This window comes from Euryhalocaulis sp., from assembly GCF_013911995.1.
GTDB lineage: Bacteria > Pseudomonadota > Alphaproteobacteria > Caulobacterales > Maricaulaceae > Euryhalocaulis > Euryhalocaulis caribicus.
On sequence record NZ_JACESD010000042.1, the window covers coordinates 1 to 26029 of the forward strand.

At 65.5% G+C, this 26029-nt stretch carries 20 protein-coding genes, 1 tRNA gene and 1 pseudogene; 18 read left to right on the forward strand and 4 right to left on the reverse strand.

Features of this window, described 5'->3' with window-relative positions:
• Together H2040_RS10955 and H2040_RS10960 are read left to right on the forward strand one after the other, a co-directional pair.
• Positions 1-427 (forward strand): response regulator (locus H2040_RS10955; protein WP_287157410.1); only part of this gene is annotated, 427 nt, incomplete at its 5' end.
• Positions 428-455: 28 nt separating this feature from the next.
• On the forward strand, positions 456-1820 hold the full coding sequence (locus tag H2040_RS10960; RefSeq protein WP_287157411.1) for an AmpG family muropeptide MFS transporter: 1365 nt from the start codon (positions 456-458) through the stop codon (positions 1818-1820).
• On the opposite strand, the gene H2040_RS10965 is transcribed toward H2040_RS10960, so the two are convergent.
• Positions 1817-4138 (reverse strand): NADP-dependent malic enzyme, encoded by a 2322-nt coding sequence (locus H2040_RS10965; RefSeq protein WP_287157412.1) that lies wholly within the window; start codon positions 4136-4138, stop codon positions 1817-1819. The two genes, H2040_RS10960 and H2040_RS10965, sit on opposite strands and share 4 nt — an antisense overlap.
• A gap of 129 nt (positions 4139-4267) precedes the next feature.
• On the opposite strand from H2040_RS10965, the gene mutS reads away from it, so the two are divergent.
• The 13 genes from mutS to ptsN all read left to right on the forward strand — a co-directional run bounded on the left by mutS (position 4268) and on the right by ptsN (position 20579).
• Positions 4268-6958, forward strand: coding sequence for a DNA mismatch repair protein MutS (gene mutS, locus H2040_RS10970; protein WP_287157413.1), 2691 nt, complete (start codon positions 4268-4270; stop codon positions 6956-6958).
• A 2-nt stretch (positions 6959-6960) separates the two neighbouring features.
• Positions 6961-9729 carry a [protein-PII] uridylyltransferase gene (locus H2040_RS10975; protein WP_287157414.1) on the forward strand — a complete coding sequence of 923 codons (2769 nt, stop codon included), beginning with the start codon at positions 6961-6963 and terminating at the stop codon, positions 9727-9729.
• Positions 9726-11273, forward strand: coding sequence for a murein biosynthesis integral membrane protein MurJ (murJ, locus tag H2040_RS10980; protein WP_287157416.1), 1548 nt, complete (start codon positions 9726-9728; stop codon positions 11271-11273). Before H2040_RS10975 ends, murJ begins: the two co-directional genes overlap by 4 nt.
• A 45-nt stretch (positions 11274-11318) precedes the next feature.
• Positions 11319-12350 (forward strand): tryptophan--tRNA ligase, encoded by a 1032-nt coding sequence (gene trpS, locus H2040_RS10985; protein ID WP_287157418.1) that lies wholly within the window; start codon positions 11319-11321, stop codon positions 12348-12350.
• Positions 12351-12435: 85 nt separating this feature from the next.
• Positions 12436-14475 carry a S9 family peptidase gene (locus H2040_RS10990; protein WP_287157420.1) on the forward strand — a complete coding sequence of 680 codons (2040 nt, stop codon included), beginning with the start codon at positions 12436-12438 and terminating at the stop codon, positions 14473-14475.
• Between the two features lie 148 nt (positions 14476-14623).
• Positions 14624-15052 carry a copper chaperone PCu(A)C gene (locus tag H2040_RS10995; RefSeq protein WP_287157422.1) on the forward strand — a complete coding sequence of 143 codons (429 nt, stop codon included), beginning with the start codon at positions 14624-14626 and terminating at the stop codon, positions 15050-15052.
• A gap of 60 nt (positions 15053-15112) precedes the next feature.
• A complete protein-coding gene (locus tag H2040_RS11000; RefSeq protein WP_287157424.1) occupies positions 15113-15736 on the forward strand; it encodes a ribonuclease D in 624 nt (207 codons plus the stop codon).
• A 73-nt stretch (positions 15737-15809) separates the two neighbouring features.
• A complete protein-coding gene (gene lptC / locus H2040_RS11005; protein WP_287157426.1) occupies positions 15810-16502 on the forward strand; it encodes an LPS export ABC transporter periplasmic protein LptC in 693 nt (230 codons plus the stop codon).
• Positions 16499-17026 carry a lipopolysaccharide transport periplasmic protein LptA gene (gene lptA / locus H2040_RS11010; RefSeq protein WP_287157428.1) on the forward strand — a complete coding sequence of 176 codons (528 nt, stop codon included), beginning with the start codon at positions 16499-16501 and terminating at the stop codon, positions 17024-17026. Before lptC ends, lptA begins: the two co-directional genes overlap by 4 nt.
• Positions 17010-17795: an LPS export ABC transporter ATP-binding protein gene (gene lptB / locus H2040_RS11015; RefSeq protein ID WP_502709333.1), complete on the forward strand. Its 786-nt coding sequence runs from the start codon at positions 17010-17012 to the stop codon at positions 17793-17795. The genes lptA and lptB overlap by 17 nt, the downstream gene beginning before the upstream one ends.
• Before the next feature lie 60 nt (positions 17796-17855).
• Positions 17856-19355 carry an RNA polymerase factor sigma-54 gene (rpoN, locus tag H2040_RS11020; protein ID WP_287157430.1) on the forward strand — a complete coding sequence of 500 codons (1500 nt, stop codon included), beginning with the start codon at positions 17856-17858 and terminating at the stop codon, positions 19353-19355.
• A gap of 106 nt (positions 19356-19461) precedes the next feature.
• The gene (hpf, locus tag H2040_RS11025; RefSeq protein ID WP_287157431.1) at positions 19462-20055 is read left to right on the forward strand and encodes a ribosome hibernation-promoting factor, HPF/YfiA family; all 594 of its coding nucleotides are present in this window, start codon (positions 19462-19464) and stop codon (positions 20053-20055) included.
• Positions 20056-20114: 59 nt separating this feature from the next.
• On the forward strand, positions 20115-20579 hold the full coding sequence (ptsN, locus tag H2040_RS11030; protein ID WP_022696704.1) for a PTS IIA-like nitrogen regulatory protein PtsN: 465 nt from the start codon (positions 20115-20117) through the stop codon (positions 20577-20579).
• 57 nt (positions 20580-20636) lie between these two features.
• On the opposite strand, the gene H2040_RS11035 is transcribed toward ptsN, so the two are convergent.
• The 3 genes from H2040_RS11035 to H2040_RS11045 all read right to left on the reverse strand — a co-directional run bounded on the left by H2040_RS11035 (position 20637) and on the right by H2040_RS11045 (position 21820).
• Positions 20637-20903 (reverse strand): DUF1150 family protein, encoded by a 267-nt coding sequence (locus H2040_RS11035; protein ID WP_022696703.1) that lies wholly within the window; start codon positions 20901-20903, stop codon positions 20637-20639.
• A gap of 194 nt (positions 20904-21097) precedes the next feature.
• Positions 21098-21173 (reverse strand) — tRNA-Ala (locus H2040_RS11040).
• 125 nt (positions 21174-21298) lie between these two features.
• Positions 21299-21820, reverse strand: a complete 522-nt coding sequence (locus H2040_RS11045) for a TIGR02300 family protein (protein ID WP_022696702.1) — start codon at positions 21818-21820, stop codon at positions 21299-21301.
• A gap of 136 nt (positions 21821-21956) precedes the next feature.
• On the opposite strand from H2040_RS11045, the gene aroA reads away from it, so the two are divergent.
• From aroA to rpsA, 3 genes and pseudogenes are all read left to right on the forward strand, one after another.
• Complete coding sequence (gene aroA, locus H2040_RS11050) at positions 21957-23270, forward strand: 3-phosphoshikimate 1-carboxyvinyltransferase (RefSeq protein ID WP_287157436.1); 1314 nt, start codon at positions 21957-21959, stop codon at positions 23268-23270.
• Positions 23267-23902: a (d)CMP kinase gene (gene cmk, locus H2040_RS11055; protein WP_287157437.1), complete on the forward strand. Its 636-nt coding sequence runs from the start codon at positions 23267-23269 to the stop codon at positions 23900-23902. Before aroA ends, cmk begins: the two co-directional genes overlap by 4 nt.
• Positions 23903-24111: 209 nt before the next feature.
• Positions 24112-25803 (forward strand): annotated as a pseudogene (rpsA, locus tag H2040_RS11060) (30S ribosomal protein S1); the annotation flags it as partial.
• Between the last annotated feature and the right edge of the window lie 226 nt (positions 25804-26029).

A 26029-nucleotide genomic window follows, 5' to 3' on the forward strand; every position in this document is an offset into this window, starting at 1 on the left:
CTCCCCGCCCGTCCCGCTGGCGGACGCCGCGCCGGACAAGCTGAAAATCCTGATGGCCGAGGATAACCAGATCAATGCGCTTCTGGCCCGCACCACCCTGACCGACGCGGGTTACGAGGTGGAGGTCGTGGGCGACGGCGCGGCGGCGGTGGAGGCCGCGCAAGCCGAGCGTTTCGACCTGATCCTGATGGATATGCGCATGCCGGGCATGGACGGGATGGAGGCCGCGCGCCGCATCCGCGCGCTGGGCCCGCCGGTTTCCGAGACGCCGATCATCGCGCTGACCGCCAATGACGACGTGCAGGACCGGCAGGCCTGCCTGGACGCCGGGATGGACGCCTTCTTTACCAAGCCGATGGAGCAGGCGCGTCTTCGCCGTCTCGCCAAACGCTGGACGGAAAAGCCGAAGCAGGCGAAGGTGGGCTGACCCTCCAACGTTTGCGGAAAATGCCTCGATGACTGACAGAGCCGCCGAAGAACAGCGGTCAATGCGCGACGCGGTCCGCGTCTATCTGACGCCGGTCATGCTCTCCATGCTGGTGCTGGGCTTCGCCTCCGGCCTGCCGCTCTACATGGTGTTCCAGAAACTGTCCTTCTGGCTGCGCGATGCGGGGATCGACCGCTCGACCATCGGCTTCTTCTACTGGGTCACGCTGTCCTACACGCTGAAATTCCTCTGGGCGCCGGTCGTGGACCGGGTGCGGGTGCCGTTCCTCTACAGCTTGTTGGGGCCGCGGCGGTCCTGGATCGTCACCGCGATCACCGGCACTGTGATCGGCTTGATCATCATTTCGCAGACCGACCCGACGGCCAGCCTGCTGCCGGTCGCAATCGCGGCGCTTTTGCTGGCCTATTCGGGGGCGACGCTGGATGTCGCCATCGACGCCTGGCGGATCGAATCCGCGCCCACGGAGATGCAGGCCAACATGGCGGCGGCCTATTCGCTGGGCTACCGCGTCGCTTATCTGACCTCCGGTTTGGGGCTCGCCATCGCGGGTCTGGCCGACTGGGATATTTCTTTCCTCGCCATGGCCGCGGCGATGGCGATTTCCGCCGGGCTGGTCTTCTTCATGAAAGAGCCGGCGGCGGGCGTCGCCAAGCGCGCGCTGGAGGGCAGTTTCGGCGTGAAAGTCGTGCGCGCCGTGGTGGAGCCGTTCAAGCAGATTCTCGGCCGGCTGGGGCTGTGGTTCGTGCCGGTGATCCTGCTGGTCGCCATCTATCGCCTCAGCGATTTCACCATGGGGGTGATGGCCAGCCCGCTCTATTCCGATATCGGGTTCGACAAGGTGATTGTCGGCAGCGTTCAGGGCGGGCCGGGCCTGGCCGCGACCATTTTCGGCCTGTTTCTGGGGGGCGTCGCCGCCTATCGCTTCGGGCTGATGCGGGCGCTGGTGATTGGCCTGATCATCACCTTCGTGACCAACGGCGCCTATGCCTGGCTGGCCGCCACGGCGGGGTCGGAGGATATCTGGAAACTGACGATGGCGATCGTCGGGGACAATGTCGCGGGCGGCTTCGTGACCACGGTCTTCATCGCCTATCTCTCCAGCCTCGTGGATCCGGCGAACGCGGCCACGCAATACGCGCTGCTCAGCTCATTCTACGGCTTCTTCGCCAAGTTCCTGTCCGGGTTCTCCGGCGTGCTGGCGGACGCGGTCGGCTACGTGAACTTCTTCCTGATCACGGCCGCATGGACGTTCCCCGCCGCACTCTTGCTGGCGGTCATCGTCATGCGCGGATCCGTGGCCGCGCAGGGCCGGTTCAAGTTCGATGAACGGCGGCTGGCCGAAGACGAGGACGTCGCGCCCAAGCCGACCTAGCGCGCGCCGGCCAGCGCCGCCTCTTCCGGGTCCTCGCCGTCCAGCGCGCCTTCGCGGGCGGAGATGTCGTAGGCGGCCATGGTCGCCATCATCACGATATCGCTGACCGTCGCGCCCAGCCGGCAGATCTGCACCGGTTTTTCCAGCCCGATCAGAAGCGGCCCCAGCACCTGCGCCCCGCCGGCGGTGGCCAGCAGCTTGGTGGAAATCGACGCCGAGTGGATGGCCGGCATCACCAGCACGTTCGCCGGTTCCGACAGGCGGGAGAACGGATAGGTCTGGCGATGATTGGGGTCCAGCGCGATATCGGCGGACATATCGCCCTCATACTCGAAATCCACGCCCCGCTCGTCGAGGATTCCCGCGGCCTCGCGGATCTTCCATGACCGCTCGCTCGCCGGGTTTCCGAAGGAGGAGTACGAGAGAAACGCCACGCGCGGCGGCAGGCCCAGACGCCGCGCCGCCGCGGCGGCTTCAATGGCGATATCGGCCATTTCGCCCGGGGTCGGCAGCTCGATGATATTGGTGTCGGCGATCAAAAGGGTGCGCCCTTTGAGGAGCGCCACGGAAAGGCCGATCACGGTTTCGCCGGGGGCCGGGTCCAGCACCAGACGTACATCGTTCAATGCCACGTCATAGTTTCGGGTCACGCCCGTCACCATGCCGTCGGCCGCGCCCAGCGCCAGCATGCAGGCCGAAAACACGTTGCGGTCATTATTGACCAGGCGCTGCACGTCGCGGCGCAGGAAGCCGTCGCGCTTCAGCCGGTCATAAAGGAAGTCGGTGAATTCCGGATTGCGGTCCGACAAGCGCGCATTCCAGATTTCCAGTCCGCAATCGGCGTCCACGCCGACCAGGCGCATATTCTTCTTCACCTGGTCCTCGCGCCCGATCAGGATGGCCTTGCCCAGCCCGTCCTTCTGGAAAGCGAAAGCGGCGCGGATGACGCTGGGCTCTTCGCCCTCGGAAAAGACGATGGTCTTGTTCTCGCTGCGCACCGCGCTCTGCACGCGCTGAAGCAGCGCCGCGGACGGGTCCAGCCGGCGGGCTAGCGCGCGGCGATAGGCGTCCATGTTCTCGATCGGCTTGCGCGCCACGCCCGTATCCATGGCGGCCTGCGCCACATAGGGCGGCACAAAGGAGATCAGGCGCGGATCGAACGGGGTGGGGATGATGTAGTCGCGCCCGAAACTGGGGCGTTTGCCGTGATAGGCGGCGGCGACCTCGTCCGGCACGTCCTGCTTGGCCAGTTCAGCCAGCGCGCGGGCGGCGGCGATTTTCATATCCTCGTTGATGGTGCGGGCGCGCACGTCCAGCGCGCCGCGGAAGATGTAAGGGAAACCGAGGACATTATTGACCTGGTTGGGATAGTCGGACCGCCCGGTCGCCATGATGGCGTCATTGCGCACCTCGGCCACTTCCTCGGGCCGGATCTCGGGATCGGGATTGGCCATGGCGAAGATGATCGGGTTGTCGGCCATGTCCCGCACCATCTCCTTGGTCACCGCGCCGGCCACGGAAAGACCGATGAAGCAGTCCGCGTCCTTCAGGGCGTCTTCCAGGCTGCGGGCGTCCGTGTCGGTCGCGTGAGCGGCCTTCCACTGGTTCATGCCCTCTTCGCGGCCCTGGAAGATCACGCCCTTGGAGTCGCACAGCAGCGCGTTCTCGCTGCGCAGGCCCATGCCCTGCAGCAGTTCCAGCACCGCGATGCCGGCCGCGCCCGCGCCATTGACCACGACCTTGAGGTCCTTGATTTCGCGCCCCGTCAGTTCGCACGCATTCAGAATGCCGGCGGCGGAGATGATGGCCGTGCCGTGCTGGTCGTCATGGAAAACCGGGATATCCAGGGCCTCGCGCAGGCGCTGCTCGATGATGAAGCATTCCGGGCCCTTGATGTCCTCCAGATTGATGCCGCCGAAGCTGTGGCCGAATTTCTCCACGCACTGGACGAATTCGTCGATCTCCTCGGCCTCGATCTCCAGGTCGATGGAATCGACGTCGGCGAAGCGTTTGAAGAGGACCGACTTGCCCTCCATCACCGGCTTGGAGGCCATGGCCCCCAGATTGCCAAGGCCCAGAATAGCCGTGCCGTTGGAGACGACCGCCACCATATTGCCTTTGGAGGTGTAGTCGTAGGCGAGGTCCTTGTCCTGCGCGATGGCCTTCACAGGGACCGCGACGCCCGGCGAATAGGCCAGACTCAGGTCGCGCTGGGTCGACATCGGCTTGGTGGGCGTGACCGCCAGCTTTCCGGGCTGGGGCTGTTTGTGGAAATTCAGCGCTTCCTCGTCGGAAAAGGCGCGCGAGTCATCGGCCATGGATCTGGTTTTCCCTCACATCGCATTGCGCCGCAGCGCGCCGCATTCACGGCAAGCCTAGTGAGGCCCTGACAGCGCGACAAGCAGGCCGCTCTTGCGCGATGCACGCGGCGTCTTAGGCTCGCGCTCATGGACGCAGACCGCCCCGCCAAGACCCCGCCTTCCCGTGAGGGCGTGACGCCGATGATGGCCCAGTTCCTGGACGTGAAGGAACAGGCCGGGGAGGCGCTGCTGTTCTACCGGATGGGCGACTTCTACGAGCTGTTCTTCGAGGACGCGGTGAAGGCCGCCGAGGCGCTGGACATCGCGCTGACCAAGCGCGGCAAGCATCTGGGCGAGGACATTCCGATGTGCGGCGTGCCCGCCGCGACCGCGGAGACCTATCTGTCCCGCCTCATCCGCAAGGGTTTCCGCGTGGCGGTGTGCGAGCAGACCGAGGACCCGAAGGAGGCGAAGAAGCGCGGCTCAAAGGCCGTGGTGCGGCGGGAGATCGTGCGGGTGGTTACACCCGGCACGCTGACCGAGGATTCGCTGCTGGACGCGCGCAGCGCCAATTATCTCGCCTGTGTCGCGCGGCTGGGCTCGGGCGAAATGGCGATGGCCTGGGCGGATGTCTCGACGGGGGAGTTCTGCGCCGCGCCGCTGGAGACCGGCGCGCTGGCCGCCGAGCTGGCCGCGCTGGGGCCGAGCGAGATTATCGCATCGGAGAGCGCCTGCGAGGCGCGCTGGATGAAAGTGGCGATGAGCAATCTGGGCGGGGCGTCCCTGACGCCGCTGCCGGACGCCAATTTCTCCGCCGCCGCCGGGGAACGGCGGCTGAAGGATCATTTCGCGGTGGCCTCGCTGGAGGCGTTCGGCGATTTCACCCGGTCCGAACTGGCGGCGGCGGGGGCGCTGCTGGACTATATGAGCCTGACCCAGGCGGGCGGCGCGCCAGCCCTGGCCGCGCCGCGCCGGGCGGCCTCGGCGGCCTATCTGCGGATCGACCCGCCGACGCGCGCCAGCCTGGAGATCGAGCGCACGGTGCGCGGCGACAAGGCGGGGTCGCTGCTGCACGCCATCGACCGGACGGTAACGGGGCCCGGCGCGCGCTGCCTGCATAACTGGCTGTCGCGCCCGCTGGTCGACCCGGCGGCGATTTCGGCGCGCCATGACGGGGTAGAGTTCTTTCTCGATCAGTCGGAAATCCGCGCCGATCTGCGCGCCGCGCTGAAAGCCTCGGCCGATCTGGCGCGGGCGCTGTCCCGCCTGCAATTGCAGCGGGGCGGGCCGCGCGACCTGCTCGCCATCGGAACCGCGCTGCGCCAGTGCGAGGAAATCTGCGCCCTGTTCGCGGAGGCGCGTCTGGCGCGGCCGCCGGACTCGGTCGAGGCGGCGCTGTCGCGCATATCCATCGCCGACAAGCCGCAACTGGCCGAGCTGGCGCGCGACCTCGGCAAGGCGTTCCGGCCAGAACCGCCGCTGCGCTTGTCGGATGGCGGGTTCATCGCCGAGGGCTGGGCCGCGCCGCTGGACGAGGCGCGCAAGCTGAAGGACGAGAGTCGCCGGGTGATCGCCTCCCTGCAGGCCGACTACGCGGACAAGGCCGGGATCAAGGCGCTGAAGGTCAAGCACAACAATGTGCTGGGCTATTTCGTGGAAGTCTCGGCGAAAAACGCCGACGCCATGATGCGCGCGCCGTTGTCCGAGACGTTCATCCATCGCCAGACCATGGCGAACGCGGTGCGCTTTTCCACGGTCGAGCTGTCGGAGCTGGAATCGAAGATCGCCGGGGCGGCGGACCGCGCCCAGCGGATCGAGGAAGAGATATTCCGCGAGTTTTGCGGGCGCGCCGACGGCGAGGCGAATGCCCTGCGCGCCGCAGCCGAGGGACTGGCCGAGCTGGACGTGTTCGCCGCGCTGGCCGAAGAGGCCGCGCGCACAGACGCGGTGCGCCCCGTGGTCGATTCCTCGCTCTGCTTCGAGGTCGACGGCGGGCGGCACCCGGTGGTCGAGGCGGCGCTGAAGCGCGAGGGCGAACCCTTCACGCCCAATGACTGCAAGCTGGACGGCGATGCCAAGGACTGCCCGCGCCTGACCTTTGTGACCGGCCCCAACATGGCCGGCAAATCCACCTATCTGCGGCAGAACGCGCTGTTCGTGATCCTGGCGCAGGCCGGGGCCTTCATACCGGCGCGCACAGCCCGGATCGGGGTGGTGGACCGGCTGTTCTCGCGCGTTGGCGCGGCGGACGACCTGGCGCGCGGGCGCTCCACCTTCATGGCGGAGATGATCGAGACCGCGGCGATCCTGAACCAGGCCTCGCCCCGCAGCTTCGTGATCCTGGACGAAATCGGGCGCGGCACCGCGACGTTCGACGGCCTCGCCATCGCCTGGGCCTGCGCGGAGCATCTGCTTGAGGTGAACAAGTCCCGCGCCCTGTTCGCGACCCATTATCACGAACTGACATCGCTGGCCGAAAGTGGCGGCGAGGTCGCCAATGTTTCCCTGAAAGCGCGGGAATGGCAGGGCGATCTGGTGTTCCTGCACGAGGTCGGGCCCGGCGCGGCGGACCGGTCCTACGGCGTACAGGTCGCCAAGCTGGCGGGCCTGCCCTCCGCCGCCACGCGCCGGGCCGAGGCGGTGCTGAAACGGCTGGAGTCGGACGGGCCCGGCGAGGCGTTGCGCGAGCTGCCGCTGTTCGCCGCCGCCGCGCCGGAGCCGGAACGCAAGAGCGAGGTGGAAAACGCCCTGAAGGAAATCGACCCGGACGCGGTTTCGCCGAAAGAGGCGCTTGAAATACTCTACCGGCTCAAGCGGCTGGGCGGAGGAGAGGCCTGAGAATGAGCGATTTCGGCGATACGCTGATCGCGGCGGCGAAGTCCCCGGACGAGCCGCAAACGGAAATCCACGAGCTTCTGAAAACGCGTTTCCAGATGGACCGCGACGCGGCGCTGGCCAGCCTCAATTCCGGCTCCAGATCGTCGCTGGACGTGGCGCGCGCGATGGCTGCGGGCGCCGATACGCTGGTGAAGGGATTGTACCGCTATGCGGGGGAGGCGCTGCATCCGCCCGACGCGCCGGGGGACGAGGCGGGTTTCGCGGTGATCGCGGTGGGCGGTTACGGGCGCGGCGTGCTGGCCCAGCATTCGGACATCGACCTTCTCTTTCTGCGCTCCACCCACAAGACCGGGCGGGAAGAGAAGATCATCGAGACAATGCTCTATGCGCTGTGGGATCTGCGCCTGAAGGTGGGCCATTCGGCGCGGCTGCTGGACGAGTGCATGTCGCGGGCGCGCGCCGATCACGTGGTGCTGACCTCCATGCTGGATTCGCGGCTGCTGGCCGGGGACGCCGCCCTGTTCGAGACATTCCGAAAGCGCTTGAAGGATGAGGCGATTATTGGCCGTCAGGCGCGCTTCGTCGCTTCCAAGCTGGGCGAGCGCGACGCGCGGCTAGCCCGCGCCGGGGCTTCGCGGTTCATGGTCGAGCCGGACATCAAGGACGGCAAGGGCGGGCTGCGCGACCTCAATACGCTGAGCTGGATCGCGCAGGCCCTGTTCCCTGAGGAGGGGCTGGCGGGCCTGCCGGTGCGCGGCCTGCTCAGCGAGGCCGACGCCGAGCGTTATGAAGCGGCGATAGAGTTCCTGTGGACCGTGCGCCTGCATCTGCATGACGCAGCGGGCCGGGCGCAGGAGGTGCTGAGCTTCGACTATCAGCCGGAGCTGGCGGCGCGAATGGGCTATTCCGACGCCACGTTCGAGCCGGCGGTGGAGCTGTTCATGCGCGCCTATTTCCGCGTCGCCACCGATGTCGGCGCGCTGGTGCGGGTGGCGAGCGCGCGGCTGGAGGCGCTGCACGCCAAGCGCGCGCCGGAGGGCGTCGCCCGGACCACGCCACGCCATGCCCGCAAACCGCTGGAGGACGACGCCTATCGCATCGTCGACGGGCGGCTGGCGTTTTCGGATGATGCGGTTGTGGAGGCCCGGCCCCGCCTGTTGCTGGATATCTTTCTTCAGGCCGACCGGCTGGGCGTCGATATCCACCCGGACGCCATCGCCACGGCGCGGGATTCGCTGAACCTGATCGGCGAGACGCTGCGCGCCGACCCCAAGGCGCGGGATATCTTTTTTGCGATCCTGACCGATACGGACGCGCCCGCGGCCATCCTGCGGGTGATGATCGATGCCGGGGTTCTGGGCGTCTATCTGCCGGAATTCGGGCGGGTGGTCGGGCGCACCCAGTTCAATATGTATCACGCCTTCACGGTGGATGAGCACACGATGCGGGCCATCGGCACGCTGGCCGCCATCGAGCGCGGGCGCGAGAGCGAGCGTCACCCGGTTTCCTCCGAAGTCATGCCGACGCTGAAAAACCGCCGGGCACTGTATCTGGCCATGCTGCTGCACGACACGGGCAAGGCCGGCGGCGACCAGTGCGAGGAGGGCGCCAAGGCGGCGCGCGCGGCCTGCGAACGCTGGGGGCTGGCGGCGAAGGAGGCGGACCTCATCGTCTGGCTGATCAAACATCATCTGGACATGAGCGATGCGGCGCAGCGCCGGGATCTGGGCGATCCCAAGACGATCGCCGATTTCGCCGATCTGGTGGAAACGCCGGAGCGGCTGGGCCTGCTGCTCTGCCTGACGGTCGCCGATATCCGCGCCGTGGCGCCGGGCGTGTGGAATGATTTCAAGGCGGAGCTGCTGCGCGAACTCTACCGCCTCACCCATTCGGCGCTGAAAAGCCGCAGCGGTGAATCGGCCCAGCGCGCCGAGCATAGTCTTTCCGCCCGCGCGGAGATGCGGCGCGACCGCATCCGCAAGGCGAGCGAAAGCGAGGCGGTGCGCGCATGGCTGGACGATCTGGAGGACGCCTACTGGCTGGCCTTCAGCCGCGACGCGCTGAACCGGCACGCCGGGTTCGCCGATGCCGTCTGGCTGCAGAACAAGGCTGCCAGCCGCGCCGAAACGATCCGCCAGCGCGGCGCGGTGGAGTTGCTGGTCACCGCCCCTGACCGCCCCGGCCTGTTTGCCGATCTGGCCGCCGCCGTGGCGGCCGAAGGCGCGGACGTGGTGGATGCGCGCATTTTCACGACCGAGTCGGGGCGCGCTTTCGACGTTTTCTATCTGCAGACCCCGCAAGGCGCGCCCTTCGCCGATCAGGCGCCGGACGCGCTGGATCATCTGGAGGCGGTCGTCGTGGCGGCCGCCGAAGGCCGCCCGCCGGAGACCCGTGAGATCGAGCCGCAGGCCCGCGCCCGCGAGGCCGTCTTCGCGGTCGAACCGGAGGTGGATTTCGACGATGAGGCGTCCGAACGCCATACGGTGATCGAGGTTTCGGGCCGTGACCGCGCCGGCCTGTTGCGCGACCTCGCCCGGGTTCTGGCCGATTGCGGCATGACGGTGGGCTCGGCGCATATCGAAAGCCGGGGGGAGCGGGCCGTCGATGTGTTCTACGTCGCCGACGCGAACGGGAATAAGATCACCGGCGAAGCGATTCGCGCCGATCTGGGCGCGCGGCTCTTAAATGCGATGGGAAGGCAGGAAGCCGCCATGGAAGATTCGACCAGCGCGCGCGGCCTGCGCCGCGCCCCCTCCTCGCCCGCGCGATGAGGCTGCTGCGGTCCACCTTCGTCATCGGCGGTTACACGCTGGTCAGCCGGATTCTCGGCTTCGTTCGGGAGATGCTGCTGGCGGGCGTGCTGGGCGCCGGGCCGGTTGCGGACATCTTTCTTCTGGCCTTCCGCTTTCCCAACCTGTTCCGCCGCGTCTTTGCCGAGGGCGCGTTCAACGCCGCCTTCGTGCCGCTCTATTCCCGCCGCATCGCCGCGGAGGGACAGGAGGCGGCGGACCGGTTCGCCTCCGATGTTTTGAGCGGGCTGACGCTGGTGGTGGGTGCGCTGACGGTTCTGGCGATCATCGCCATGCCCTGGCTGGCCTATAGTTTTGGTTTCGGCAAGGCGGACGATCCGGAATTGTTCGGCCTGCTGGTGCTCTACACCCAGATCACCATGCCCTATCTGCTGTTCATGTCGCTGACCGCGATGTTCAGCGGCATACTGAATGCGCGCGACAAATTCGCCGCCGCCGCCGCCGCGCCGATCTTCCTGAATATCGTGCTGGTCGCGATCCTGTGGTTTTCACAGGGCGAGAGCCAGACAGAAACCGCCCTGCGGCTTTCCATCGGCGTGGCCTTGTCGGGCATTCTGCAGGTCGCGCTGGTCTACTGGTCCTGCCGCCGCATGGGGGTGAAGCTGCGCTTTCCCCGGCCGCGCTGGACGCCGGGCGTGAAACGCCTGGTCATGCTGGGCGTGCCGGGCGTGCTTTCAGCCGGGGCGATCCAGATCAATATCGTGGTGTCCTCGGCCATCGCCTCCATCCAGCCGGGGGCCGTATCCTGGCTCTATTACGCCGACCGGCTGTATCAGCTGCCGCTGGGCATGGTGGGAATCGCCATGGGCGTGGCGCTGCTGCCGGCGCTCTCCAAGCGGCTGGGCGCGGACGATGCCGCCGGCGCAAACCAGACCATGAACCGGGCGTTCGAGCTGTCCATGCTGCTGACCCTGCCCGCGGCGGTCGCGCTGGCGGTGATCCCGGACTTCCTGATCGGCGCGCTCTATCAGCACGGCGCGTTTACCGAGACCGACGCCCGCAATACGGCGATTGCGGTCTTCATCTTCGCACTCGGCCTGCCGGCCTTCGTGCTGGTGAAGGTTTTCCAGCCGGGCTTCTATGCGCGGGAGAACACCAAGACGCCGATGATCTATGCCGTGATTGCCATGGTCGCCAATGTCGTGATCGGGGCCGGCCTTTTCTTTGGCGGAATGGATTTTGTCGGGCTTGCCATCGGCACGCTGGCCTCTGGCTGGATCAATACGCTGCTGCTTTTGCAACGGCTGGTGCGGGACGGGCTCTATGCGCCCGACAGGCGCCTGTTCGCCCGCTTGCCGCGCATTCTGATCGCGGCGGGCCTGATGGGCGCGGCGCTGTGGTTCGGCGGGCGGGCGCTGTCCCCCTGGCTCAATCAGTCTATCGCCCTGGATATATTGCTGGCGGTTGGTTTGAGCGCGGCAGGGGGGATTGTCTATCTGGTCACGGCGCTGGCTGTGCGGGCGACGCGCACGGCGGACCTGAAAGGCGTGTTTGTGCGGCGCTGACGGGTGTCTTGCGCGCCACCGCCCGCGCCGCCATAAACCGCGCCCATGAGCCAGCATGAAAAATCCGACTATCGCGGTCCCAAGCGCATTCTTTCCGGCATTCAGGCCTCCGGGTCCCTGCATCTGGGCAATTATCTCGGCGCCCTGAAGAAATTCGTCGCTATGCAGGAGGAAAATCCGTTCCTGTTCGTGGCCGACATGCACGCCATCACGGTGTGGCAGGATCCCAAACAGCTGGTCGAACAGCGCCGCGGCATCGCGGCGGCGTATCTGGCCGCCGGGCTGGACCCCAAGAAGGCGACGATCTTTCCGCAATCGGGCGTGCCGCAACATGCGGAGCTGGCCTGGGTTTTCAATTGCACGGCGCGTCTGGGCTGGCTGGACCGTATGACGCAGTTCAAGGAAAAATCCGGCGACAACAAGGAACGCGCCAGCGTCGGCCTTTACACCTATCCGGTGCTGCAGGCCGCGGACATCCTTCTCTACAAGGCCACCGACGTGCCGGTGGGCGAGGACCAGAAACAGCATCTGGAGCTCAGCCGCGACATCGCCGACCGGTTCAACCGCGATTATGACGCGCCGGGCTTCTTCCCGCTGCCCGAACCGCTGATCCAGGGGCCGGGCGCGCGCATCATGAGCCTGAAGGACGGCTCCAAGAAAATGTCCAAGTCGGACCCGTCGGATCTGTCGCGCATCAATCTGACCGATGACGCCGACGCCATCGCGCGCAAGATCAAGAAGGCGAAGACCGATCCCGAGCCGCTGCCCGACACTCTGGAAGAGCTGAAGGCGCGGCCCGAGGCGAAGAACCTCGTCAGCATTTTCGCCGCGCTGTCCGGGCGCAGCGATGAGGCGGTGCTGGCGGAATACGCCGGGCAGGGCTTTGGCGCGTTCAAACCGGCGCTGGCCGAGATTGCGGTGGAGCATCTGGCCCCGGTCACCGCCGAGCTGCGCCGCCTGCTGACCGAGACCGGCGAGATCGACCGCGTCCTGACGGATGGGGCGGAGCGCGCCCGCGCCGTTGCCGAGCCGGTGATGGACGAAGTGCGCGCCATGGTGGGTTTCTGGAAAGGCTGATCTCCGCCGCCCGCCTTGCCGGGCCGGACGCCCGGCTCTAGCTTCCCCCGTCGAGACACGACGCACTCGACGGGGAATATCGAAAATGAAATTCATGCTTTTGACGCCCGGGGCCGCGCTGGCGGCCACGGCGGCGCTCGCCCAGCCCATGGGCGTGGAGGATCTGGCGAAGGTCACGCATGTCGACGGTCAGGCCGTTTCGCCTGACGGATCGCGCATCGCCTATGTGATCGACGCGCCGCGCAACGTGCTGACCGGCGACGAAGACGGCGCGCCGGACAGCCAGCTTTATGTCGCATGGGGCGAGAACTCCAATCGCGCCTATGTCACCGGCGGCGAGGGCGTATCGGATATCGCCTGGCGCCCCGATGGCGGCGCGGTCAGCTTCGTTTCCAAACGCGGCGATGACGAACATGACGCCATCTGGTCGATCGACGTGGATGGCGGCGAGGCGCAGCGTGTCTTCGGCATGGATGCGAATATCGAGGATTATGTCTGGGGCCCGAACGGCGACATGATCTATTTCATCGCCAAGGAAGCCGGGGACAAGACCGAGGAGAAGCTGAAGGACAAGGGCTTCAAGGCCTGGGTCTATGAAGAAGACCACGAATTCTCCCATCTCTGGCGCGTCCGTCTGAACACCGCCGACACGCCCCCGCAGGCCGAGCGGATCGGACCGGAGGGCGATCTTTCCAATCTGGTGATTTCCGATGACGGGCAGCGTCTGGCGGTTTCGGTCGCCCCGACGCCGCTGATCGACGATTACTACATGAAGCGTCAGGTCCATGTGCTGGACGCGAATGGCGAGCCGGTCTCGGTTATCGAGACGCCCGGCAAGCTGGGCCTCTACAAGTTCTCCCCCTCGGGCGAGGCCATAGCCATGACCGCCGGGATCGACATCAATGATCCTTCGGCGGGCGTCATGATGATCGCCAATGCCGAAACCGGCGCTTACCAGCCGGTCGAACCGGAGGCGGAACATCATGTCATGGACGTGGAATGGCTGTCGGGCGGGGAAATCTTGGCCATTATCCATGAGGGCGTGCAGAGTCGGCTGACCGTCTATTCCTCGGACGGCGAAGCGCTGCGCAATCTGGACCAGCCGGAAGAGCTGATCGCCCGCGACGTGGCGCTGGGCGCGGAGCGGAACCGCATCGGCCTGATCGCCGACGCGCCGGATCATCCGAAGAATCTCTATGCGGCCGCGGCGGACGGCGCGTTTGCGCTCTGGGCCGATCACAATGGCTGGCTGGAAAACCGCCAGTTGGCCAATCAGCGCGTGTTTGAATACGAAGCGCGCGACGGCCAGATGGTGCAGGGCGTGCTGGTCACCCCGAATGGCGAGGCGCCGGCGGGCGGCTGGCCGCTGATGATGCTGGTCCATGGCGGCCCCGAGGCGCACCGTTCCAATGGCTGGCACACGCGCTATTCCGAACCGGGGCAGGTCGCCGCCGGTCAGGGCTATGCCGCTTTCTGGCCGAACTATCGCGGCTCCACAGGCCGCGGCGTCGCCTATGCCAAGCAGCATCAGAACGATTACGCCGGCAAGGAATTCAACGATCTTGTGGACGCGATCGGCGCTCTGGCGGAAGCCGGGATTGTCGATCCGGACCGCGCCGGGATCACCGGCGGCTCCTATGGCGGCTATGCGTCCGCCTGGGGCGCGACGGCGTTGAGCGAGCACTTTGCCGCCAGCGTGATGTTCGTGGGCATTTCCGACCAGATTTCCAAGTTCGGCACCACCGACATCCCTGACGAGATGTACAATGTCCATGCCCGCAAATGGCCGTGGGAAGACTGGCAGACCATGCTGGAAGTTTCGCCGATCTATTATGCTGGCGAGTCGAGAACGCCGACGCTGATCCTTCACGGCGAAGACGACACGCGCGTGCACCCCAGCCAGTCCATGGAGCTTTACCGGCATCTCAAACTGCGCAGCGAAGCGCCGGTGCGCCTAGTCTTCTATCCGGGCGAAGGGCACGGCAACCGCAAGGCCGCGGCGCAATATGACTATGCGCTGCGCCTGATGCGCTGGATGGATCACTACCTGCAGGGCGACGGCGGGGAGCCGCCGGCCTTCGATCTGGACCTTGCCGGCCAGCTCGGCATCGAAGCGGCCGAATAGCCGCCGGGTTCTTTCTGGTCCGAAAAGGGCGGTCCTTGCAGGCCGCCCTTTTCAATTTCGGCGCCTGCGATGTTTCGCCTCGCTTCCGCGCGCCTGATGGCTGGGATAATTCAGATGTTCCAGGTCGAAACAATTGCGGGCGCACGACATGAAATATTTCCTGATTACTCTCCTCGCCGTCATTCTGGCCGCCTGTTCCGGCGGCGGCGAATCCGCTGCGCCGGACATTTCCGTTTCAGACGCGTTGATCCGCACCCCGCCGCAGGGGCGCGACATCACGGCGGGCTATGCGACAATGACCAATGCAGGCGGCGCGGACCGCCTGATCGGCGCGTCGGCTGAAGCCGCCTACCGCATCGAACTGCATCAGAATTCGATGGAGGAGGGCGTGATGCGGATGCGGCGCGTGGAGGCCGTGGAGATTCCGGCCGGCGGCGAGGCGCGGCTGGAACAGGGCGGCTATCACTTGATGATTTTCGGTCTCGAGGCGGTCGAGGCCGGCGACACGGTATCCGTGACGCTGGATTTCGAGACAGCCGAGGATGAAACGGTCGAATTCACGGTAGGCCAGCCATAGTTGAAACCGGCGGGCATTCGGGGCTTGCCGCGCCGGGGCGTTTCGCGCTCTAAAGCGGGCATGACGATACACCTGCACAAGGGCGACCTGCCCGCCGGACATGGCCTGGACGCGGCCAGCGCGATCGCCGTCGACTCCGAGACGATGGGGCTGAACGTGTTGCGGGACCCGCTATGCGTGGTCCAGCTTTCCGCGGGCGACGGCGATGCGCACCTGGTCCAGCTAGACCGGTCGAGCTATGACTGCCCGAACCTCAAGGCCCTGCTGGCCGATGAGGGGATCGAGAAAATTCTGCATTTCGCGCGCTTCGACGTGGCGGTCATCCGCCACCGTCTGGGCGTGGACCTGAACCCCGTTTTCTGCACCAAGATGGCGTCCAAGCTGGCGCGGACCTATACGGACCGGCACGGCCTGAAAGACGTGTCGCGCGAGCTGTTGGGCATTGAGATCAGCAAGCAGCAGCAAAGCTCCGACTGGGGCGCGGCGGAGCTGACGCCCGAACAGCAGCAATACGCGGCCAGCGACGTGCTGCACCTGCATCAGTTGCGCGACCGGCTGACCGTGATGCTGGAGCGCGAAGGCCGGATGGAGCTGGCGCGGGGCGTTTTTGCCGCTCTGGGCGTGCGTGCGGCGCTGGATCTGGCGGGCTGGGGCGATAGCGATGTGTTTTCCCATAGCGGATAGTCGTGCAAACGCCGCATTCGCGAATATATTGAGGCCGATGCATATTCCCCGGACGGACAGGATTTAGGATCGGATGAGCGACGCCATGCATGGCAGCCATCTGGGCGAACAGCCCCGCCGCGCCACGTCGCTGGCCGCGGCGCGCCGGCGTTCGGCCTTCGTCCACAAGATCCGCTGGGCGCTGTGGGCGGCCGCGGCCGGGCTGGGCGTTGTCATCCTTGTCGTCATTCTGATGAGCGGCGGCGCGCCCGCGCCGGAGATCGAGTTCCGCGCCGATGACGGCGCGGTGCGCATGGAAAATCCCCGCTTCACAGGCCGCGACGCTGTCGGCAACGCGGTGATCGTCACCGCCCAGCAGGCCCTGCGCCGGCCCGAAGATTCACCCGACATCACCGAACTGGAATTGCCGCGCCTGCTGATCGATCCGGATAACGAGAATCCGGATACCGACCCGACCAACGCCGCCGCCGCCCGCGGCCGCTATGATTCCAGGAACAAGATGCTGGAATTGATTGCGGACGTGGACCTGACGACCCGTTCGGGCTACGCGTTCACGACCAGCCGCGCCAAGGTCGATCTGACCACGAAGGACGCGGAAGGCGATCAGCCTGTCGAGGCCCGCGGCCCGATGGGAACGGTCCAGGCCAAACGCTGGCGGTTTGAAGAAGACGGCCGCGTGCTGCATTTTGAGGGCGACGTGAAAACGGTGCTCGAACAGGACAAGGAGCGCCCGGCGCGCGCCGAACAGACGGAGACGCAAGAATGAAGGGTTTCATCCTGGCCTTGGCTCTGGCGGTTGCCGCCACGCCCGCCGCCGCCCAGATCGGCAAGGCCGAAGGCCCGATCCTGATCGACTCGGACCGTTCCGAGCTTCGCAATGACGAGGGCCGGGCCATTTTCGAAGGCAATGTCGAGGCGACACAGGGCCAGGCGCGCCTGTTGTCCAACCGCCTCGAAGTCGAGTTCGAGAAGGCCGGCCAGACCGGCGGCCCCGGCTCCATGGGCGCGATGGAAACGGTGATCGCGACCGGCGATGTTTTCTACATCACGCCGGAGGAAACGGCCCGCGGCCAGCGCGCCGTGTACGACATCACGACCGAGACGCTGGTCATGACCGGCGACGTGGTGGTCAAGCAGGGTTGTGACGTCTCGACCGGCGACAAGCTGACGGTCGATCTGGTGACGGGCAATTCGACCATGGACGGCAAGCAGAGCATGGGCGGCGATGACCGCGTGCGCGTGGTTCTCTATCCGGACGGAGAGGCGGAGCAGCGTGACAACTGCGAGTGATCTGGAACGGCCCGGCGAGACGGACGAGATCCGGCCCGAGGACCTTCCCTCGGACGGGCTGCAGATCCGTGAGCTGAAAAAGTCCTATGGCCGCCGTCTGGTGGTGAAGGGCGTCGATCTCAGCCTGAAACGGGGCGAGGTTGTCGGACTGCTGGGTCCGAACGGAGCCGGCAAGACCACGTGCTTCTACATGATCACCGGGCTGGTTTCGGCCGATAGCGGCGCGATCTGCATGGATGGCGAGGATATTATCTCCCTGCCCATGTATCAGCGCGCGCGTCTGGGCATCGGCTATCTGCCGCAGGAAGCCTCGATCTTCCGGGGCCTGTCTGTGCAGGACAATATTCTTGGCGTGGTCGAACTGGTCGAACGCGACAAGACGGTGCAGCGGGAGATCGTGGATTCCCTGCTGTCAGAACTGCATATCGAACATCTGCGCGATGCGTCCGCCATGGCGCTGTCGGGCGGCGAACGGCGCCGGGTGGAGATTGCCCGGGCGCTGGCCACGCGCCCCAGCTTCATCCTGCTGGACGAGCCGTTCGCGGGCATCGACCCGCTGGCCATCGCCGATATCCGGGAACTGATCATGTTCCTGCGCAATCGCGGCATCGGCATTCTGATCACCGACCACAATGTCCGCGAAACGCTGGAAATCACCGACCGCGCCTCGATCATCTATGATGGCGAAGTGCTCTTCGAAGGCTCGCCCACCGAGGTGCGCGCGAACCCTGAAGTCAAACGATTGTACCTCGGCGACAGCTTTCATTAAGGGCTTTCGCATAGGTTCGGTTCAGTTTGATTAGAAAACCGACTGAACCGCTAACGAATTATGGCGATCTCGCAACGACTTGAGATCAGACAGGGCCAGTCCCTGGTCATGACGCCGCAACTGCAGCAGGCGATCAAACTGCTGCAGCTGTCGAATATCGAGCTTGCGGAATTCGTCGAGACCGAACTGGAAAAGAATCCCCTTCTGGAGCGCGATGACCGCGAGGAGCGGTCCGAAGAGCCCGAAGTGGCTGGTCAGCGCGAAGAGAGCGACCGCATTCAGGAAGTCGAGATCAGCGACGACCGCGTCAGCGCCGCCGCCGAATCCTCCCTGGACGCCGATGCCGACAGTCTTCATCCCGATGAGAGCGTGGCCGACAAGCACAGCGTCGGCGGCGACACGGACTGGTCGCGCGCAGGCTCGGGCAAGGGCGGGTTTGACGATTCCGGCATGGAAGACGCGGCCGGCGCTACGCCGGTCACGCTGAAAGATCACCTGCTGTCCCAGCTTTCCATGGCGGTTACAGACGCCAAGACCCGGCTGATCGGGTCATGGCTGGCCGAAATGGTGGAAGAGGACGGCTATCTGCGTCTGGAAATGGACGCCGCGGCCGAGCAGCTGGGCGTGTCCGAGGACCGCATAGAGGGCGTGATCCAGCTGATGCAGGGCTTCGAGCCGACCGGGGTGATGGCCCGTTCGCTTCAGGAATGCCTGGCGCTGCAGCTCAAGGACCGCAACCGCTTCGATCCGGCCATGGAGGCGCTGGTCGAGAACCTGCCGCTTCTGGCGCGCCATGATTATGACGGGCTGCGCGAGGCCTGCGGGGTCGATTCCGAAGATATGAACGAGATGATCGCGGAGCTGCGGGCCCTGACGCCCAAGCCCGGCCATGCCTTCGGGGCGGAAGGCGCGGCGGCGATCGAACCGGACGTGATGATCCGCGAAAAGGCCGGCGGCGGCTGGGCGGTGGAGCTGAACAGCGACACCCTGCCCCGCGTCCTGGTCAATTCACGCTATTACGCGGAAATTTCCGGCGCCCAGATGAAGGACGAGGACAAGGCCTTCATCAGCGAGTGCCACGCCAATGCCTCCTGGCTGGTCAAAAGCCTGGACCAGCGCGCGCGCACCATCCTCAAGGTCGCCTCGGAGATCGTGCGTCAGCAGGACGCCTTTTTCGTGCACGGCGTGGAGCATTTGCGGCCGTTGAACCTGAAAACCGTGGCCGACGCGATCGAGATGCACGAATCCACCGTCAGCCGCGTCACCTCCAACAAATACGCCGCCACGCCGCGCGGCCTGTTCGAGCTGAAATATTTCTTCACCTCCTCGATTCCCGCCTCCGATGGCGGCGAGGGCCACTCGGCCGAAGCGGTGCGTCACCGCATCAAGGCGATGATCGACGCGGAAACTCCCGATGCGGTGCTTTCCGACGACCGCATCGTCGAAATGCTCGGCGAACAGGACATCAAGATTGCCCGCCGGACGGTTGCGAAATACCGTGAGGCGATGCGCATCCCTTCATCGGTGCAGCGTCGCAGGCTATTGAAGCGCACCGCCTGACTCTCGGTAATTGACTCGGGGGCGCGCGCGTCTAGGGTCCGGCCCGATTTTTACCGCGGGCCCCGCCGCGCGCTTTCGACAGACGCGAAAGGCAGTCCTGACAACTATGCAAACACAATTCGTCGCCAAAGGCGTTGATCTCTCCGACGCTCTCAGAGAGCGCGTTTCCGACCGCATCAATGAAAGCGTTGAGAAATATTTCAACCGCCCGGCGGAAGCGCTGGTCACGATCACCAAGAATGGCGGACAGTTCCGCGTTAAGGCGTCATTGCACCTACCTTCTGGCGTGATGTTCCAGACCAGCGGCGAAGGCGGTGACGCCTATGCCGCCTGCGACGACTCGATGGGGCGCATGGACAAGCGTCTGCGGCGCTACAAGCGCCGCCTCAAGGATCACGGTCCCGGCATGAAAGCCGAACCGCCGGTCGAAGATGTGCCGCTGATGGTTCTGGAGGGGCGCAACGCCGCGGACGCGGCTTCCGACCAGAATGAAACCAGCGAACCGGTTATCGTGGCTGAATCGACGCGTGAGCTGCGCGTCATGCCGGTCGGCATGGCGGTGCTGGAGATGGAGCTGAGCGATGCGCCGTTCCTGCTGTTCCGCAACGCCGCGCATGACGCGGTGAACATCGTCTATCGCCGGCCGGACGGGAATATCGGCTGGCTGGACCCGCAGCGGGCCGCCGCAAAATCGTCCTGAGGACGGTCTAACAGTATTCTTTTACAGGGAGACCGTCCCCTTGCAGGGCCGGAAAACCAATGGACTTATCCGATCTGTTGAACGTCGAGGCGATCATTCCGGCCATGCGGGTGACCGGCAAGAAAGCCGCGCTGCAGAAGCTGTGCGAGCGCGCCGCTGTCGATACCGGCCTCGACGCCCGCGCGATTTTCGATGCGGTGATGGAGCGGGAAAAGCTGGGCTCCACGGGCGTTGGATATGGCGTTGCCATCCCGCATGCGCGGCTTGAGGGGCTGGACAAGGTCAGCGGATGGTTCGCCCGGCTGGACAGCGCCGTCGATTATGACGCCGTCGACGATGAGCCGGTGGACATGATGTTCCTGCTGCTGGCCCCGGACGCGGCCAATGCGGAGCATCTGAAGGCGCTGGCGCGGGTTTCCCGCTTCTTCCGCCGCGAAAACCAGCGCAACCGCCTGAGAGAGGCGGATTCAGCCGCGGCGATGTATGCGCTGCTGACGGAAAGCAAAGACAGAAACGCGGCCTGACCGGAAGGCCGGGCCGCGCGTCTGCAAATTCGATTTTTTTAGAGTGCCGGTCCGTCCCTAGTGGACGCTGACCAGTTCCACGTCATTGGCCCGGGCGATCGCAATCGCGGCCTGGTGATTCTGCGCCACGGCAAGCCGCGCGCCGCTGGCGGAATAAACCGCGTAGTACACGTTCGAGACGTCAATCTCGCTGCGCGATTCGGGCAGCTCCTCCAGCAACTCCTGGCCGCCCACGGGGCGCGCATAGACAACGTCTTCCGCGCCGAATTCGGCAAAGGCCTGCGGATCCAGTTTTTCGGGCTGGGTGTGGTCGAAAGTGATCATGTTTTAGCCCTCCTCAAGAGCAGCTATATAGCCGGCAAGCTTCGCATTTCCGGCATGAACCGGGCCTGAACCTGCTTTTTTGAACAGCCCTTCACGCGGCGCTGTTCCGGCGCGTTTGGTTGAGTCTTTATTTGGGGAGGAGCGCCGGGCCGATCAAGCGGCGGGGCGCATTGTCAGCGCATTGACGGGGGTGATGGTGGAGCCAGGCGGAATCGAACCGCCGACCTCTTGAATGCCATTCAAGCGCTCTCCCAACTGAGCTATGGCCCCGAACCGTCAAAGTCATGCAACGCTCAAAAAACCGCGCCATTGGGAAGGGCGCTTGAGCGGTCGCGGAAGCTATGCGCGAACGTTTCCGCGATCAAGAGGAAAGGGCGCCGAAACGCCCATCACTCTCAGTTCTTGTCTTCGTCCTCGTCTTCCTCGTCGCCGTCGAGGTCGGCATCAAGGTCCACGTCCTCGTCGTCATCGTCCAGATCGATGTCCAGATCGTCGTCATCATCGTCCAGATCGTCGTCGTCGAGGTCGTCATCGTCGTCATATTTGGAATCGACGTCGATATCGCCGTCATCATCCTCGTCATCGGCGACAACGATCTTCTCGCCTTCCTCGTCGATCTCCGGCGTATCGTCTTCCTCGTCGCCGTAGCCGTCGTCTTCTTCTTCGTCGTCTTCGTCATCGTCCTTGTCGTCGGACGCGTCGTCATCATCCTCGTCATCGTCGTCCGCCGACGACTTCTTGGGCGATTTCGGCTTTTCCTCGTCCGCCGGCTTCGGCTTTTTCAGAGTCTCGTCCAGTTCCGCGGGGTCGAAATTCGTTCCGCATTTCGGACAGACAGCCGGATTGCGGCCCAAATCATAGAATTTGGCCTCGCATTCGGGGCAGACGCGCTTTTCTCCAAGGTCGGCACGAGCCATGCGTTCGGTTCCTCATGTGCAATGGTCCTGACGAAGGGCGGGTCGCTTGCCACGAAGTTTCGCCCCTGTCAAAAGCTTGATTCGATCTGATTGCAGCATCGTTAATTTCGATCAACCCGCCCGGGACATTTGATCTGTGACAAACCACACGCCGTCCCCCCTCTCCGCGCCCCCTTCCGGGGCGTTGCGGGGCGTGTTCTCGCCGCCGGGCGACAAGTCGGTTTCCCACCGCGCCGTGATGTTCGCCGCCATGGCTTCGGGCCGTTCCGATCTCACGGGTCTGCTGGAGGGCGAGGACGTTCTGGCCACGTTGAAGGCGGTGCAGGCCATGGGGGCGGAGACCGAACGAACAGGCGACGGCGCCTGGCGCGTGACCGGCGCGCCGCCCTGGCGCGGCCCGGCGCAGGATATTGATCTGGGCAATTCAGGCACCTCCGCCCGTTTGCTGGCCGGGGCCATCGCGGGCATGGGGGTGCAGGCGCGCCTGACGGGCGATGACTCCCTGCGCGCCCGCCCCATGGAGCGCGTGGCGGCGCCGTTGCGCCTGATGGGCGCGGCGCTGGAGACCACGGACGGGCGCCTGCCCATGACGATCCGGGGCGCGCGCCTGCGGGGCGTCGATTATGAAACCCCGGTCGCCAGCGCCCAGATCAAGAGCGCGGTCCTGCTGGCCGGTCTGGGAGCGGAGGGCGTGACGCGGGTGACCGAGCCCGCCCCGTCCCGCGATCACACCGAACGAATGCTGCCCGCTTTTGGCGGCGAAGTGCGGGTGAGCGGCCTGACCGCAGAAGTGACGGGCGGCCAGAGATTGAGTCCGGCGAATTACGCCGCCCCCGCCGACCCGTCCTCCGCCGCCTTTGCGCTGGCCGCCGCGCTGATCACGCCCGGATCGCGCGTGACGGCGCGCGGAGTGTTGCTGAACCCGCGCCGCGCCGGGCTGTTCGAGGCCTGGAAAAGGATGGGCGCCGATCTGACCATTGAGGTCACGAAAAATGACGGCGAGCCGGTGGGCGACCTGATTGCGGTTTGTTCGGATCTGGCCCCGATCCATGTGAGGGAAGAGGAAATTCCCGCCATGATCGATGAAATCCCGATCCTGGCCGTCACCGCCGCCTTCGCGGAAGGCGAAAGCCGGTTCGAGGGGCTGGCCGAGCTGCGCGTGAAGGAAAGCGACCGCCTGACCGCCGTTTCGGACCTTCTGCGCGCCGCAGGGGTGGAGACAGAGACGGGCGAGGACTGGCTGACGGTCGCCGGACGCGGAACGGGCGGGGTGACCGGCGGCGGCGCGGCCGCCGCGCGCGGCGATCACCGCATCGCCATGAGCACGCTGATACTGGGTCTGGCCAGCCGCAAAGGCATGGCGATAGACGACGCCTCCATGATCGCCACCTCCTATCCCGCCTTCCAGGCCGACCTCGCCGCCTTGGGCGCGGCGCTGGAAACGCCATGATTATCGCCATCGACGGTCCGACCGCTTCCGGCAAGGGAACCGTGGCGCGCCGGCTGGCGGCGCATTATGGCCTGCCGTGCCTGGACACCGGGCTTCTCTATCGCGGCGTCGCCGCGCGTCTGATCCGCGAGGGCGACGCCCCCGGTGACGAAGACGCGGCGGAGCGTGCGGCGCGAAGCCTGAAACTGAAGGGAATGGATGAAAGCGAATTGCGCTCGGCGCGGGCCGGCGCGGCGGCGTCCGTCGTGGCGGCCATGCCGCGCGTACGCGCGGCTCTGAAAGACTTGCAGCGCGATTTTGCGGTGCAGGATGGCGGGGCCGTGCTGGACGGGCGCGATATCGGCACGGTGATCTGCCCGGGCGCGGATGTGAAGATCTGGGTCGACGCCAATCCGGCCGAACGCGCCCGGCGGCGGCATGCCGAACTTGAAGGGCGCGGCGAGGATATTTCCTATGAGGAAGTCCTCGCCCAGTTGCGTGAGCGCGACGAACGGGACTCGGGCCGTCCGGACGCGCCGATGAAGCGCGCCAGCGATGCGCACTTGCTGGATACGAGCAAGATGAGTATAGACGCGGCGTTCGAGGAAGCCCGCCGCATCGTCGATCAGGTCATGGCCCAGCGCCGCGCCTGAAATCCCAACGACGGACCGCGGGCTCACGGGAGGACGAAACCGGGGCGTTGAAGACGCGCCAGTATCGCCGACGCGGACAAGCAAAAAAGCGGGACAAGCGCGAGGCGGGGCATGCTGTGCCTCTTCATGCGCGCGTCATCGAAGACCGCCGGAGACAACCGGCCGGCCAGGATATGAAGATTTGAACCCTTAGGAGCGCATGAACACACATGGCTGACACTGAAACCATGAACCCCAGCCGCGATGATTTCGCGGAAATGCTGCAGGCGAGCTTTGCCGGACGCGACGTCGAGGAAGGCGCGGTCATCATCGGCAAGGTCACTGCGATCGAGAACGAATTTGTCATCGTCGATGTCGGTCTGAAGACCGAAGGGCGCATCCCGATGCGGGAATTTGCGACCGACGAGGAAAAGCCGGCCGTTGGCGGCGAAGTCAAAGTCTATCTGGAGCGTATCGAGAACGCGCTGGGCGACGCCATGCTGTCCCGTGAGAAGGCCCGCCGCGAGGCCGCCTGGGACCGTCTGGAAGAATCCTTCGAGAAGGAAGAGCCGGTCAACGGCGCGATCGTTGGCCGCGTCAAAGGCGGCTTCACGGTCGATCTGGGCGGCGCCTCGGCGTTCCTGCCCGGTTCGCAGGTCGATATCCGCCCGGTGCGCGACGTCGCCCCGCTGATGAACCGCGAGCAGCCGTTCCAGCTTCTCAAGATGGACCGTCCGCGCGGCAATATCGTGGTCTCGCGCCGCGCCGTGCTTGAAGAATCCCGCGCCGAACAGCGCGCCGAACTTGTCGGCCAGCTGCAGGAAGGCGAAGTCCGCGAGGGCGTGGTCAAGAACATCACCGATTACGGCGCGTTCGTTGATCTGGGCGGCATCGACGGCCTGCTGCACGTCACGGACATGTCCTGGAGCCGGGTCAATCACCCGAGCCAGGTCGTTTCCGTGGGCGAGACGGTCAAGGTCCAGATCATCAAGATCAATTCCGACACCCAGCGCATCAGCCTCGGCATGAAGCAGCTGCAGGCCGATCCGTGGGAAGGCGTCGAAGCCAAATACCCGGTCAACGCCACCTTCATGGGCCGCGTGACCAACATCACCGACTACGGCGCCTTTGTGGAGCTGGAGCCGGGCGTCGAAGGCCTGGTCCATGTTTCCGAGATGAGCTGGACCAAGAAGAATATCGACCCGGGCAAGATCGTCTCCACCTCCCAGGAAGTGGAAATCATGATCCTGGACGTTGATCCGGAGAAGCGCCGCATCAGCCTCGGCATCAAGCAGACCGGCGGAAATCCGTGGGAAGCGTTCGCCGCCAAGCATCCGGTCGGCACCGAGATCGAAGGCGAAGTCCGCTCCATCACCGAGTTCGGCCTGTTCATCGGCCTGGACGAGGAAATCGACGGTATGGCGCACCTGTCCGACCTCAGCTGGGACAAGCCGGGCGAGGAAGCGCTCAAGGAATATTCCAAGGGCGACATGGTCAAAGCCAAGGTCCTGGATATCGACTCCGAGAAGGAGCGTATCTCCCTGGGCGTCAAGCAACTGGCCGCCGATCCGATGAGCGAAGCCGGCTATGGCCGCGGCGACACGGTCACCGTCACGGTGTCCGAGATCACGTCCGGCGGCATCGAGGTGACCTTCGGTCCGGAAAACTCCCTGAAGTCCTTCATCCGCAAGTCCGACCTTGCGCGCGACCGCAGCGACCAGCGCCCCGAGCGTTTCGCCGTGGGCGACAAGATGGACGCCAAGGTGACCAATATCGACAAGGCCACGCGCCGCATGTCCATGTCGATCAAGGCGCTGGAAATCGCCGAGGAAAACGAAGCCGTGCAACAGTATGGCTCCTCCGACTCCGGCGCTTCGCTGGGCGATATCCTGGGCACGGCGCTGCGCGAGCAGCAGGCCAAGTCGAAAGTCGAATCCGACCGCGACACGCCGCCGAAATCCCAGGAAGCCGACGCCAAGGTCGAGAAAAAGGTCGAAGAGAAGAAGGCCGACGGCGATGCGCCTGACTTCGACTCCATGACCAAGGCTCAACTGGTCGAGTATGCCGAGGAAAACGGCATCGAGATCACCAAGAGCGCCAAGGTTGCGGAAGTTCGCGACCAGGTGAAAGCGGGCGGCAAGTACGCCC

Excerpts from the sequence above, each read along its gene's own strand:
- H2040_RS11035 (WP_022696703.1), bottom strand. The coding sequence starts at position 20,903 with ATGATCACTTTCGACCACACCCAGCCCGAAAAACTGGATCCGCAGGCC.
- trpS (WP_287157418.1), top strand. The coding sequence starts at position 11,319 with ATGAGCCAGCATGAAAAATCCGACTATCGCGGTCCCAAGCGCATTCTT.
- H2040_RS10975 (WP_287157414.1), top strand. The coding sequence starts at position 6,961 with ATGAGCGATTTCGGCGATACGCTGATCGCGGCGGCGAAGTCCCCGGAC.
- hpf (WP_287157431.1), top strand. The coding sequence starts at position 19,462 with ATGCAAACACAATTCGTCGCCAAAGGCGTTGATCTCTCCGACGCTCTC.
- cmk (WP_287157437.1), top strand. The coding sequence starts at position 23,267 with ATGATTATCGCCATCGACGGTCCGACCGCTTCCGGCAAGGGAACCGTG.
- H2040_RS11045 (WP_022696702.1), bottom strand. The coding sequence starts at position 21,820 with ATGGCTCGTGCCGACCTTGGAGAAAAGCGCGTCTGCCCCGAATGCGAG.
- H2040_RS10965 (WP_287157412.1), bottom strand. The coding sequence starts at position 4,138 with ATGGCCGATGACTCGCGCGCCTTTTCCGACGAGGAAGCGCTGAATTTC.
- ptsN (WP_022696704.1), top strand. The coding sequence starts at position 20,115 with ATGGACTTATCCGATCTGTTGAACGTCGAGGCGATCATTCCGGCCATG.
- rpoN (WP_287157430.1), top strand. The coding sequence starts at position 17,856 with ATGGCGATCTCGCAACGACTTGAGATCAGACAGGGCCAGTCCCTGGTC.
- lptA (WP_287157428.1), top strand. The coding sequence starts at position 16,499 with ATGAAGGGTTTCATCCTGGCCTTGGCTCTGGCGGTTGCCGCCACGCCC.
- lptC (WP_287157426.1), top strand. The coding sequence starts at position 15,810 with ATGAGCGACGCCATGCATGGCAGCCATCTGGGCGAACAGCCCCGCCGC.
- H2040_RS10960 (WP_287157411.1), top strand. The coding sequence starts at position 456 with ATGACTGACAGAGCCGCCGAAGAACAGCGGTCAATGCGCGACGCGGTC.
- mutS (WP_287157413.1), top strand. The coding sequence starts at position 4,268 with ATGGACGCAGACCGCCCCGCCAAGACCCCGCCTTCCCGTGAGGGCGTG.
- H2040_RS10990 (WP_287157420.1), top strand. The coding sequence starts at position 12,436 with ATGAAATTCATGCTTTTGACGCCCGGGGCCGCGCTGGCGGCCACGGCG.
- H2040_RS11000 (WP_287157424.1), top strand. The coding sequence starts at position 15,113 with ATGACGATACACCTGCACAAGGGCGACCTGCCCGCCGGACATGGCCTG.
- H2040_RS10995 (WP_287157422.1), top strand. The coding sequence starts at position 14,624 with ATGAAATATTTCCTGATTACTCTCCTCGCCGTCATTCTGGCCGCCTGT.
- murJ (WP_287157416.1), top strand. The coding sequence starts at position 9,726 with ATGAGGCTGCTGCGGTCCACCTTCGTCATCGGCGGTTACACGCTGGTC.